An 11,527-nucleotide genomic window follows, 5' to 3' on the forward strand; every position below is an offset into this window, starting at 1 on the left:
TTCTTGAAGTGCCGAATGTCGCCACCATCTCATTGAGCATTGCAAAAAAATTATCATCGGTTTTGAGTGTTATCGTGTGCATAAATACTCCTTTTTAGTATTATATAAATATTACTCTTTGTATTACCTTTAAGCCTTACCACACTACCCAAAACACTCCCCACTGCCGAACCGCTGTAAGCGCACCAGTGCCAGCTAAAACCAAAATCTTAAACCTATGGTTATGTAAACTTCATCTAAAGATTCCATACTATTGGTATTTCCAAAGTTTTTACTCCACTCTACCCCCGCATAAGGCGCAAACTCTCTTACAAATTCGTACCTGATTCTTGCTCCTAAAGTAAGATTAGAAAATCCGCTTCCTATATCCATTTGAGTGTCGTTCTTTGTATATGCCGCAAAAGCCAAACTAGGCGTTAAGATAAGTCTTTGGGTTATAAGCGCCTCATACTCCGCTTCTGCTCTTAGTCCGACAACTCCGTCATCTGCAATAAGAAGAGACGCACGTGTCTCAAAAAAATACGGAGCCAAACCCTGAAAACCTATGACTCCCCAATTTTTATGCGAATCTTGCGTCTTATCGTAACCCACGCCTATTTGAATGTCCCAATACGGCGATATCGCTCTGGAATAAACAAGTTGGTTTTCACTCTCAGCCGAGGAGACACCTTTTGCCTTTTCGCCTTCGGAGTAAATATATACCTTGTTTAAGTCATAGCCTGCGTATGCATAAGCATCCCATGTCAATGCTTTTTCATCATTAAATTGATACTCTAGATTATCTGCCATAAAGGTAGCTCTAAAAATATTGCCCCCTTCGCTTGCAAATAAATATGAACTACATGTTGATATAAACAGCGTCATTATTAATAATTTTTTCATGATATATCCTTTAGGTAACTACTACTTTTCTAAACATACCCGACATGTGATAGAGCAGATGACAATGAAATGCCCAAGAGCCCTTAGCATCGACATTGACTCTAAAACTGATTTTAGAACCGGGTTGTGCAATAACGGTATGTTTTTTAGGAAGATGATTATCATCTCCAGTCTCCAAATCACTCCACATTCCGTGAAGATGCATAGGATGATTCATCATCGTATCGTTTATGTAAGTTATTCTAAGCCTCTCACCATATTTGAACTCAAGCGGTTGAGCATCTTTGTAGGCTATACCGTTAATGGACCACATGTATCTCTCCATATTTCCTGTTAAACGCAGGATTATCTCTCTATCGGGATACCTGTCGTGAGCCGTAGAAGCCAGTGATTTTAAATCTGCATAAGTTAAAACTTTTCTGCCGTTATCTCTCAATCCTACTCCCGGATCATCAAGTCTGTATTGAGGGTTTATGGCTCTCATGGTAGTTTGTACGCCTCTGGCTTCTTCAAGTTCGGTAATGGCTATAGGCGCTGTTTTCATGGGCATTTTCATATCTCCGCCATGTTTCATGACACTCTCTTTTTTAGAAGAGTTGTCCATATTTGACATGTCATGAGTGCCGCTATCCATCTCCCCCATATTCATACCCATATCTGCATGTGTAAGGATAGGAAGAGCATCCATATTTGGGGTTGTCGCTATTATATTTTTATCGTAAGTCAAAGCTCCAAGAGCAAAACCGCTTCTGTCGAGACTTTGAGCAAATATAGAATAAGGGGTATCTTTTTCAGGCTCTACTATAACATCGTAAGTCTCCGCCACGCCTATTCTAAACTCATCCACTTCCACGGGCTGAACGTTGTTTCCATCGGATGCGACTATTCTCAGCTTTAACCCCGGAATCCTAACGTCAAAAAAAGTCATAGCGGCACTGTTTATAAAACGAAGTCTGATTTTTTCACCATTTTTAAAAATAGCTTTATAGAGTGTTTCAGGATTTTGACCGTTCATAAGATATGTATATGTATAACCTGTCACATCCGATAAATCCCTGTCTGTCATCGCCATTTCGTTCCACATCTTTCTATCGTTAAATGCGGCAAAAAAACCTTTCTCTTTTACTTCATTGACAAAATCACCGACCGTTCGTTGTTTGAAATTGTAATAATCTGCGGATAATTTAAGTTTTCTGTATATATTTTTGGGCTTTTCATCCGACCAATCAGAGAGGGTAATGACATAATCCCTGTCATACTCATAAGGGTCTTTTATCTTCGGTTCTATTACTATAGCCCCGTAAACGCCTGTTTGTTCTTGAAAACCTGAGTGAGAATGGTACCAAAAAGTTCCGCTTTGCACTACGGTAAATCTATATGTGAAAGTCTCTCCCGGTTTTATGCCTCTAAAACTGATTTCGGGAACGCCGTCCATATTAAAAGGTAATATTATCCCATGCCAATGGATAGACGAGTCTTCATCAAGATTATTTGTCACATTGATAGTTATCTCATCGCCCTCCCTCCATCTTAAAGTGGGACCGCTTAACATACCGTTTACGGCAGTTGCGATTGAAGGTTTACATGTTATATTTACAAATACTTTATCGATTGTAAGGTCAAATTTTGTTCCGCTTAATTCTTGCGTCTCTATGCGACTTGAAATTTTCGAACTTGCGTTCACTGATGAAGATGCGATTATACCGCTTGCTACAACACCTTTTACAAAGGTTCTTCTTGATATAGTTAAGGCTTTTTGAGTCATTTTCTTCTCCTCTTATGCCATTTGGTAGGAAAATATTATAACTAAATTACTTCTTAATACGCATACTTTTTTTTATATGTTGCACTTTAAACCTTACCCCGCCATCCAAACCAAAATATTTCCCACAGCCAAACCGCCGAAAGTTCCTACTAGATACCCCATTACCGCCATAAGCACTCCCACGCCTACAAGCGCTTTGTTGTAGGTTGCTGCCAGGATGGAAGCTGAAGCTACGCCGCCTATGTTTGAGAGTGAGGCTATGGCTATGCTGAAGAGATCAAGCTTGAATATTTTTGCACCCACTATCATGACAATGGCATGAATGAGCAGGATACAAAACCCTGCAAAGACTAAAACGCCTACGCCGCTAAAATTCTCAAACACCGCTTTTGAGCCTATAAGTGCTATTAGCATGTAGAGCATGGAGGTTGCGACTTCACTTGAACCGTTTAACTCTTTAAGTCTTGTAAATGAGCCTAAAAGCCCAAGTATCGTCGCTAGAATAACCGTTGTCGTAGTGTAGTTTAGAATGACAAATCCGATTGAGGCTATAAGATTTACCGTGAACGCGACGATGATTGCCAAAAGTATCAAAAGCCAGTATCTCTTTGCTCCGATGGTGCATGCGCACCCTATTTCACTCAGTTTTGCCATCTGTTCATGCGACGCGCTAAAGCTGTTGAACCTGTGGGCAAACGGGGTTAAAAAGAGCAGAAACATTATCCAGATAGTATAGTTTACGCTGTCGACTATAAGCGCGTAACCAAATGCTTCCTGTGAAACGCCAAGAGCCGAGCCAACGGCTACCATATTTGCCACCCCGCCCATCCAGCTGCCGCTCAGTGCTCCAAAAGCCGATGCGGTCTCTGCGTTAAAATCAAAAATAAAAGTGATAGCTATAAATCCGAAAGAAAGCGAAAAGAGTGCTAAGGCATAAGCGATAAGAAGAGATTTTCCGAGTTTAAAAAAGTCTCTTATATCCACCTGCAGAAGCATCAAAAAAAGCATGGCGGGGAGCAGATTCTGCTTTGTGTTGTTATATATAGCGTCTATCGCTTCATTTTGCTCAAACACCCCAAGAGAGGCTAGAGACATGCTAAATAGATATATAAGCACGAACGAGGGAACAAACTTAAAGAACTTTGAGCCGCTTTTTTGCTCTACAAGCGCGATAACTGCGGCAAGAAGTGCTAGAGAGAAGAGGTAGAGAAGAGGCGAGCTAATCATTTATGCCCTTGAGTACAAGGCGCGCCTTTGAAACCATTTATCTCTTCTCTTAGAGCGTCCATAAACCGCACGGACGGGTCATCCTTAAATGTTCTGTAGCCGTCATCTACCTCAAGCCAAAGCGGCATCTCTTCAAAGCATCTATACTCATAGTGCCCTATGACATACTCTATAGTTTCAAAACGTTTTTTGAGCTCTTTTACAAGAAAGATATTTGCCTCTAACTGCTCTTTTGTGAGATTGTCCGCAGAGTTTTGACCTCCGACATTCTCTATGCCAATGGAGTTGTAATTCAGCCCTATGACATGTCTTGCCATAAAATCCAAAGGCATGAGCTGATGGATGGTTCCATCACGCTCTATCATAAAGTGAGCCGAGACATTTAGCGCTCCCCCGCTGGTAATATCGGGTCTGTCAGAGGGGAGAGTCTCGGATGTAAAACGCGAAAGCGAATCGGCGAAATCATCTATTGCCGTATGATGAATAACTATTATTTTTGGAACGATTTTTATATCTTTTACCTCTAAATTGTAGTGCTCTTTAATATACTCTTTGCTCAACTCTACTCTTGTTTTGCCAAATGCGATGGGCGTCTCTTTTATCTGCAATGCCGCAAGAGAGAGCGAGATAAATATAAGAAATAAAAAAATACGTGTCATAGATATACCTCAAAAATTGATTCTATTATAGCTTTTATATGCTTTTAATGATTATCGATATAATATAATAGTTATGTATAAAAAAGAGATTATAAAACAAAATCTACTAGCAGAACCTCTCAGCCAAAATGCTCTAAAATTAGCGCGCGGCGTCTACAACACATATATTGCTATGGATGAAGATCTCTCACTGGAGATAAAGCTTCAAAATATTTTCAAACTCCTTGGTCTGCGTCCATGCAAAGAGTCTGTAAAAGATATTCAAGATTTGCTTGAAGAGATAAACGAGCCCCTGGCTATTAGAAACTTCGAGTTTGAGGGCGAGGCAATTCAGCTTAAATTTGTACAATTTTGCACCTACGAGATTGGCGAAGAGACGATAAAAATAGAGCTAAGCCCCGAGTATCTTCATGCTCAAAGTGAATATATGTTAGACTCTTTTCTTTTTTAAAAAGCTTGCCTCTAAGAAGGCAGAAAACAAAAGGCGAAAATTTGGCAAAAAAATATATTATATTAGATACAGAGACAACTGGAGTTGGTGAGTTGGACAGAGTAATTCAGCTGGGATTCATGGTTTTAGGCGAAAAAGAGATTGAGGTTCAAAATGAGTTTTTCTTCTCGGATGTTCCTATCAACTACGCTGCAATGGAGGTTCATGGAATCACTCCCGATATGCTTGAGGGAAAAAGCCTCTGCAGGGAGAGTGTCTCTTATAAAAGACTTCAAGAACTTAACACAGATGAAAACTATCTCATAATCCACAATGCCCCTTTTGACATAGGAATGCTTGCCAAAGAGGGTTTTAAAACCCAGATGAAAGTCATCGACACGCTAAGGGTGGCTAAACATATATTTCCAGATGAAGAGGCGCACAGGCTTCAATATTTCCGCTACAAAATGGGAATCTACAAAGAGGAGCAAAAAGAGGCGGATGCACTCGGCATAACCATAAAAGCGCATGATGCGATAGGTGACGTTTTAGTTCTGAAACTATTTCTAAGCAAACTCAAAGAGAGTGTTTTAGCGCAATTTCCAGAGGATAATCCGGTTGAGAAGATGGTCGATTTAACTCTCACACCCATCCTTATAAAATCATTTAATTTCGGCAAATACAAAGGCAAAACCCTTGTAGAAGTCGCCACAAGCGATGCTGCCTACTTGAGATGGATGTTAAAGAGTATGGAAAATCTTGATGAGGATATGCGCTACTCAATCAACATCGCGCTAGGACTTTAGAAAAAACTAAACACTACAAACAGCACAAGGGCGATTGCCCCGCTGATGAGAGCATATGGCATCTGAGTCCGCACATGCTCTATAACCTCGCAGTCACTCGCCATCGAAGATATGATTGTGGTATCTGAAATTGGCGAGCAGTGATCACCAAAAATGCCGCCTGAGATTACCGCCCCAATGCACAGAGCAATATCTGCATCCATTGTAACTGCCATAGGAACTGCAACTGGTATCATTATGCTAAACGTTCCCCAACTTGTTCCTGTTGAAAATGAGATAACCGAACTTATAAGAAATATGACTCCCGCCAAAAGGTAGATGCTCAAATTTTCATCTGCCAACGATGCCAAATAGTGACCTGTTTTAAGCTCTGTTGTAACCTCTCCTATGGCAAATGCAAAAAGGAGTATTAGTGCAATGGGTGTGAGTTTTTTAGCCCCCAAAAATGCGGTTTTGCTCCACGTTATAAAGTTCATATTTTTTGTACCGACAAAATAAAAGAGGGTAAAGATAAGAGTGCTAAGCATTGTATAAAATATAGAGCTAGAACCGCTCCCTTTTAAAATATCACCATTGCCACTAAGATACAAAAAAACAAAAACAAAAATAACCATCAAGATTATAGGCAGGAGCATATAAGACATACTCACACCGTTATTTTGTAGCAAATCTTTATCTTTTGGTATATGCTTTGCGTTTTTCATGGCTCCCAAATCTATGTTAAACCATATAGCCAAAAAGGTAACTACAAGGGCTGCCATTGAGTAAAAGTTGTATAAAATAGAGTCTATAAGAAGAGAGAGCGCATCCATATCTATGATGCCCAAAGAGACTTGCGTAGCTATAAGCCCAAGAAGAAGCGCTCCCCAGCCGTTTAAAACTATAAGAGAGCTAATAGGTGCCGATGTCGAGTCGCAGACAAAAGCAAGTTTTGCGCTGGGTATCTTGTATTTGTCACAAAGCGGTTTTCCGACAGCTCCTGAAATAAGAGCCGTAATGGAGGACTCCACAAAAATTATGACGCCTACAACGTAACTAAGCACCAATGCAGAACGCGCAGATTTAACAATCTTGGTTTTATGCAGCATATAATCTACAAAACCATCAATTCCGCCGGATTTTTCAATAAGAGCCATAATGCTTCCAACCAAGATTGCAAAAGCCAAAGTTTTTAGTATCCACGGCTCTGATAGTAAAGAGCTAAAGAGAGAAAATATATTTTCAAATGAGGCAAAAAATGAGAAGTCGTTTAAAACAAAAACGCCTAGAACTACTCCTCCAAAAAGAGACAACATCACATTGCGTGTATAGAGCGCCAGTGCGATGGCAAGAAGTGAGGGGAAGAGAGAGAGCGCCGAGAGTTCTATGCTGAACCTATCAGAACTCTATAGAGAGCAGAACTAAACCTGGTCTACCGAATATCTCTTTATAAGGCTCGCACTCTTTTTGCCTTAGCTCTTTAAAGCCAAGTTTTTTGTAGTATAAAAGGGTCTCTAGTGAACCTATTTCGACTATTGTTTGAGCTATACGATACCCTTTTAACCTTGCGTTCAAGAGGCTTTTATGCATAAGCGCTTTTAAGATTCCCACATCCATAAAACCCTCAAGCTCCTCCATGTAGTCAAAAATAAGCGTTCTTATATTTATAGGAAATGAACAAATCTCCATAAGCCCCAAATATTCGCTCTCCTCGCCGTCAATTCCTATTTCGCTAAGAGCCTGTAAAAAAACCTCTCTTGTCGCAATTCTAGGCTCATAGCTACAAAGAGAACCAACGCTTTTGCCATCCATCTCTGCAATTAAGAAGTTACTATAGTGGCAGTTCGATTTTGCATTTGTATTTGTTAGTTTTTCTAGATAATTTAAGGCATCTTTATCATTTTTAGTTTTAAAAATCAGATCATAAATCCCGATTTTTTTGTCAGCCCTAGTGCTCTGTAAAATCATTTGTGCTAAGAATGGCGCATCATCACTACTGGCTTTTCTTATATTTATACTCATAAAATTTTTTCCATTTTTAAAAATTAACCTGCCTCATATTTTAGTAATAGTAACATACTTTATGGTAAAAAGTTTCTTAATTATAATAATTTGTCAAATCTTTGTATTTGCGGGCGAGCAAATGGTTTTAGTAGTGGGCGAGGAGTACAACTCCACCAAAGCAGAACTCTACTGTTTTGAAGATGGAGCAAGAGTTTTTGACCCCATCAAAGTCAATGTAGGTAAAAGTGGATTCGGTTTCGGACTGGGAGAAATCAATCTCGCTAGAAAAGAGAGTGAACCGCTTAAATATGAAGGGGACAAAAAGGCGCCCATCGGCATATTCAGACTTGATGCAATATTTGGGTATGCGAAAGATTTAAAGCTCAAAATGCCTTATATACACGCACGAAATGGTCTTATATGCGTTGATGACTCTGATTCGGAGTTTTACAACAAAATAGTTCAAGAACCGAAAGTTAAACCAAAAAGCTTTGAAGAGATGAGAAGAGATGACGCTCAGTATGAACTAGGGATTGTCGTAGGACATAACAAAGAGCAGCTTAAAAAAAGAGGCTCCTGTATATTTATGCATGTTCAAAAGTCAAAAGATGCAGCCACGGCTGGATGCACCTCCATGACCCTTGAAGAGATTGAAAAAATAGCCTTTTGGCTTGATGAGAGTAAAAATCCGATTTTAATACAGATTACGAAATCCCAGCTGAGGGAAGTCTTAAAACTCTACCCAAACCTTAAGCTTTAATCTTCCTCTTTTGTCATGTAGTCTTTTGCCGTTATACCCATCAAAGAGAGCCCGGTGCGGAGTGAGAGTCCCACAACCATTAAAAGTTTTAAGAGTTTTGCTTCATCTTCTGTTCCGATAATTCTGCAATCATAGTAAAACTTATGAAGTGATGCCGCAAGTGATTTCAGATACTCAGGAAGTTTTTGAACCTGTCTTGAACTAAACGCATCTTCGATAATCTCAGGCAAAAGCAGTGCGTCAAACATCAACATATCAGCATTGTCATCCAAGTTTTTCAGAGTAGCAGACATAATCTCATCTTCACTCAAATCACTTTTTGAGAGAATAGTTTTGATCCTTGCATGTGCATACTGGATGTAAAAAATAGGGTTTGAGCTATCCTGTTTTTTAAATTCAGAGATGTCAAACTCTAAAGCAGTATCGCTCTTCTTTGAAGCAAAGATAAATCTAAGCGCATCGGAGCCAATCTCCTCTACAATATCGCTCATAAGTATAACATTGCCCGCACGCTTGCTCATCTTGTATGGTTCGCCGTCTTTTAAAAGACTTACCATTTGAGAAAGCTGCACTTCAAGCTTAGCGCTCTCATATCCCAAAAATTCAACAGCGGCTTTTACCCTCGCTATATATCCGTGATGATCCGCTCCCCAGATATTTATGTAGTGGTCATACCCTCTCTCAAACTTTTGGTTATGATAGACTATATCGCCGGCAAGATATGTAGGACGCCCATCTTCACGAACGACCACTCTGTCCGAGTCGTCACCCTTTTGCGAAGATGCTATAAAGAGTTTGCCCTCTTTTTCATAGACACCCTCACCCATTTTTGCCATGACTCTATCCCAGTCTGCATAAAGGGAAGACTCATAAACAAAGGTGTCAAAAAAGACTTTGGTATCTGCCAAATCATTTTTTATAATCTCCATGACACCATCTTTTGCCCAGAGTGCGAGCTCTTTTTGGCGAGAATCGTCACTCAAAATCTCTTTGCCGAATTTCTCGACTGCATTTTTTGCCAAAGGAGCCAAATAGTCACCTCTGTAGTAACTCTCTGGGTACTCGACACTCTCTTTAAGTATATTTTCACGTCCGTAAAGTTGAATGGAGAGACCAAGCAGATCTATCTGGTTTCCGGCATCATTTACATAATACTCAGCCGTTATATCATAGCCTAAATGACGTGCGAGCCTATAAAGAGTATCTCCGTAAACTGCGCCTCTTGCATGACCTATATGAAGCGGTCCTGTCGGGTTTGCGCTTACAAACTCCAAGAGGATTCTTTCATTTTTTTCCTGTTTTGCAAAGTCGTTAGGATTATCAAGCGCCCATGCGGCATAATCGCTTAAAAAATTTTCACTAAGACGAAAATTGAGATAACCTTTTACGGAATCAACACTGCTAAAAAAATCAGATTCATTAAATGAGGAAGCCAACTCTTCGGCAATTTTCATAGGAGACTCTCTGAGTTCCTTTGCCATAGAGAAAGCAATGGGTGTAGCAAAGTGACCGAAAGAACGGTCACGAGGTTTTTCTAAAACAACTTCACGACCAAACTTTTCGCGCAAAAGCGCCGATACTCGTTGTTTCAAGAGTTACGCTTGTTCTGTAGTTTTTGGTGTTTCTTTTGCAGCGGTCTCTTTTTCAGACTCTACTTTTTTAGGCATATCTGCTGAAGCTGTCTCTTTCTCGTCATCGTCATTCTTCATCTCAGCTTTAAAGTTTTTAATTCCTTTTCCAAGACCTTTTGCCAATTCAGGTATCTTTTTTGCTCCAAAAAGCAATACTACAATTGCTAAGATTATTAATAATTCTTGTCCGCCAGGCATTCCCATATCTATTCCTTATGTAAATTTAAGTCCGAAATTATAACTAAATTAGCTGTAACTTCTCTTATCACAACTATATTATGAGCTTATTGTTATATATCTTCCCATTTTCTAGCAAAATCATTTATCTCGTTTGCCGGAATTTTAACTCTTGCCGCATTTGCTATTGTTTTTAGAACCTCTGCTGCATCTTCAAAATTGTCATTTACTATAAGAAAGTCATACTCGCTGATTCTCTGAATCTCTCTTTTTGCCATATCAATGCGGCGGTCAATAACCTCTTTCGAGTCGGTAGAGCGCGCTTCGAGACGTTTTTTCAACTCTGAGAGCGTTGGAGGGGAGATAAAGACCGAAGTTGTAATGTCTCCAAGTCTATTCATAATGGTTGCATTTCCCTGAACATCTATATCGAAAATTACAAGTTTGCCCTCTTTTAGAGCCTCTTTTACAGGCTTTATGGATGTTCCGTAGTAGTTGCCATGCACAAAGGCATACTCTAAAAAAAGATCATTTTCTATATCTTTTTTAAATTCAACCTCATCTACAAAGTGATAGTGAACAGCATTAATCTCACCCTCTCTTATTGGACGGGTTGTTGTGGAGATAGAGAAGTAACACTCGCCTAAATCACCTATAACCGCATTAAGCAGAGAGCTCTTCCCTGCCCCGCTTGGACCTGAAAGAACTAGAATTGCTCCTGATTTGTGGTTCACTATTTCTCACCCAAAGTTATATTTATACTTATCTTCATTCCCTTGAGCGATGCAGCAACGTCTTCATTCGAGAGTGCTTTTAAAAGTTTTTTAAGAGCTTCCACTCCCTCATCTGAACTCTCCGTTGACTCCTCTTTTGCACTGGAGAATTCTTCTTCTAAGTCTTGAATTTCCTCAAAGCTCTCTTCATCTTCATAAAATTCATCTGCCTCATCTAAGTCATCAACACTATCCTCTTCCTCAGCCTCTTCAACCTCTTCACCTATTGCCAATTTTAAATCTCTGCTTGTTAAAGAGTCGAGATCGAGCAGAATATCTTCATCTATTTCACTCTCTAGGTCTTCAGTAGTTAGTTTTTGAACCGCTTCGTGAATCTGGGACTCTATATCGCTTTGGTCAAACTCTTTTTCTTCTTCATCAGACTCATCCTCTTCATCAGGCTCTATCTCGTCTTCGGGCTCATCAAGTTCAAG

The 11,527-nt window shown here is 39.8% G+C and carries 13 protein-coding genes and 1 pseudogene; 4 read left to right on the forward strand and 10 right to left on the reverse strand.

Annotated elements, in window-relative coordinates; all coding sequences use genetic code 11:
* Window positions 1-195: 195 nt before the first annotated feature.
* The 4 genes from RQ763_RS04525 to RQ763_RS04540 form a co-directional block, all read right to left on the reverse strand.
* Entirely contained in the window at window positions 196-882 is a 687-nt protein-coding gene (locus RQ763_RS04525; RefSeq protein ID WP_314151454.1) for a copper resistance protein B, read from the reverse strand.
* 10 nt (window positions 883-892) lie between these two features.
* On the reverse strand, window positions 893-2,647 hold the full coding sequence (locus RQ763_RS04530) for a copper resistance system multicopper oxidase (protein WP_314151455.1): 1,755 nt from the start codon (window positions 2,645-2,647) through the stop codon (window positions 893-895).
* 93 nt (window positions 2,648-2,740) lie between these two features.
* Complete coding sequence (locus RQ763_RS04535; protein ID WP_314151456.1) at window positions 2,741-3,874, reverse strand: DUF819 domain-containing protein; 1,134 nt, start codon at window positions 3,872-3,874, stop codon at window positions 2,741-2,743.
* A complete protein-coding gene (locus RQ763_RS04540; protein WP_314151458.1) occupies window positions 3,871-4,533 on the reverse strand; it encodes a peptidoglycan recognition family protein in 663 nt (220 codons plus the stop codon). The genes RQ763_RS04535 and RQ763_RS04540 overlap by 4 nt, the downstream gene beginning before the upstream one ends.
* Before the next feature lie 73 nt (window positions 4,534-4,606).
* Between RQ763_RS04540 and RQ763_RS04545 the strand changes: the two genes are divergently transcribed.
* Both RQ763_RS04545 and RQ763_RS04550 read left to right on the forward strand, forming a co-directional pair.
* Complete coding sequence (locus RQ763_RS04545; protein ID WP_314151459.1) at window positions 4,607-4,984, forward strand: hypothetical protein; 378 nt, start codon at window positions 4,607-4,609, stop codon at window positions 4,982-4,984.
* 41 nt (window positions 4,985-5,025) lie between these two features.
* Window positions 5,026-5,769, forward strand: a complete 744-nt coding sequence (locus tag RQ763_RS04550) for a 3'-5' exonuclease (protein ID WP_314151460.1) — start codon at window positions 5,026-5,028, stop codon at window positions 5,767-5,769.
* Here the strand turns inward: RQ763_RS04550 and RQ763_RS04555 are convergent.
* Window positions 5,766-6,905, reverse strand: coding sequence for a Na+/H+ antiporter NhaC family protein (locus RQ763_RS04555; RefSeq protein ID WP_314151461.1), 1,140 nt, complete (start codon window positions 6,903-6,905; stop codon window positions 5,766-5,768). The genes RQ763_RS04550 and RQ763_RS04555 overlap by 4 nt on opposite strands.
* A 1-nt stretch (window position 6,906) precedes the next feature.
* Here RQ763_RS04555 and RQ763_RS04560 point away from each other — a divergent pair, with 1 nt between their 5' ends.
* Window positions 6,907-7,080, forward strand: a complete 174-nt coding sequence (locus RQ763_RS04560; RefSeq protein ID WP_314151463.1) for a hypothetical protein — start codon at window positions 6,907-6,909, stop codon at window positions 7,078-7,080.
* Between the two features lie 66 nt (window positions 7,081-7,146).
* Here the strand turns inward: RQ763_RS04560 and RQ763_RS04565 are convergent, their stop codons facing one another.
* Window positions 7,147-7,770 carry an acyl-CoA acyltransferase gene (locus RQ763_RS04565; protein ID WP_314151464.1) on the reverse strand — a complete coding sequence of 208 codons (624 nt, stop codon included), beginning with the start codon at window positions 7,768-7,770 and terminating at the stop codon, window positions 7,147-7,149.
* A 121-nt stretch (window positions 7,771-7,891) separates the two neighbouring features.
* On the opposite strand from RQ763_RS04565, the gene RQ763_RS04570 reads away from it, so the two are divergent.
* On the forward strand, window positions 7,892-8,512 hold the full coding sequence (locus RQ763_RS04570) for a L,D-transpeptidase (protein ID WP_314151465.1): 621 nt from the start codon (window positions 7,892-7,894) through the stop codon (window positions 8,510-8,512).
* Here the strand turns inward: RQ763_RS04570 and argS are convergent.
* From argS to RQ763_RS04590, 4 genes and pseudogenes are all read right to left on the reverse strand, one after another.
* A complete protein-coding gene (gene argS / locus RQ763_RS04575; RefSeq protein ID WP_314151466.1) occupies window positions 8,509-10,104 on the reverse strand; it encodes an arginine--tRNA ligase in 1,596 nt (531 codons plus the stop codon). The two genes, RQ763_RS04570 and argS, sit on opposite strands and share 4 nt — an antisense overlap.
* Window positions 10,105-10,107: 3 nt before the next feature.
* Complete coding sequence (locus RQ763_RS04580; RefSeq protein ID WP_314151468.1) at window positions 10,108-10,347, reverse strand: twin-arginine translocase TatA/TatE family subunit; 240 nt, start codon at window positions 10,345-10,347, stop codon at window positions 10,108-10,110.
* Window positions 10,348-10,433: 86 nt separating this feature from the next.
* On the reverse strand, window positions 10,434-11,054 hold the full coding sequence (gene gmk / locus RQ763_RS04585; RefSeq protein WP_314151469.1) for a guanylate kinase: 621 nt from the start codon (window positions 11,052-11,054) through the stop codon (window positions 10,434-10,436).
* Window positions 11,054-11,527, reverse strand: a pseudogene (locus RQ763_RS04590) (DNA topoisomerase IV); the annotation flags it as partial. The gene gmk and the pseudogene RQ763_RS04590, both read right to left, overlap by 1 nt.

The organism is Sulfurimonas sp. (assembly GCF_032250635.1).
In the GTDB taxonomy this organism is placed as follows: domain Bacteria; phylum Campylobacterota; class Campylobacteria; order Campylobacterales; family Sulfurimonadaceae; genus Sulfurimonas.

Coding starts and splice junctions, on each gene's coding strand:
- RQ763_RS04525 (WP_314151454.1), bottom strand. CDS start 882: ATGAAAAAATTATTAATAATGACGCTGTTTATATCAACATGTAGTTCA.
- RQ763_RS04530 (WP_314151455.1), bottom strand. CDS start 2,647: ATGACTCAAAAAGCCTTAACTATATCAAGAAGAACCTTTGTAAAAGGT.
- RQ763_RS04535 (WP_314151456.1), bottom strand. CDS start 3,874: ATGATTAGCTCGCCTCTTCTCTACCTCTTCTCTCTAGCACTTCTTGCC.
- RQ763_RS04540 (WP_314151458.1), bottom strand. CDS start 4,533: ATGACACGTATTTTTTTATTTCTTATATTTATCTCGCTCTCTCTTGCG.
- RQ763_RS04545 (WP_314151459.1), top strand. CDS start 4,607: ATGTATAAAAAAGAGATTATAAAACAAAATCTACTAGCAGAACCTCTC.
- RQ763_RS04555 (WP_314151461.1), bottom strand. CDS start 6,905: ATGGCTCTTATTGAAAAATCCGGCGGAATTGATGGTTTTGTAGATTAT.
- RQ763_RS04560 (WP_314151463.1), top strand. CDS start 6,907: ATGCTTCCAACCAAGATTGCAAAAGCCAAAGTTTTTAGTATCCACGGC.
- RQ763_RS04565 (WP_314151464.1), bottom strand. CDS start 7,770: ATGAGTATAAATATAAGAAAAGCCAGTAGTGATGATGCGCCATTCTTA.
- RQ763_RS04570 (WP_314151465.1), top strand. CDS start 7,892: ATGGTTTTAGTAGTGGGCGAGGAGTACAACTCCACCAAAGCAGAACTC.
- RQ763_RS04580 (WP_314151468.1), bottom strand. CDS start 10,347: ATGGGAATGCCTGGCGGACAAGAATTATTAATAATCTTAGCAATTGTA.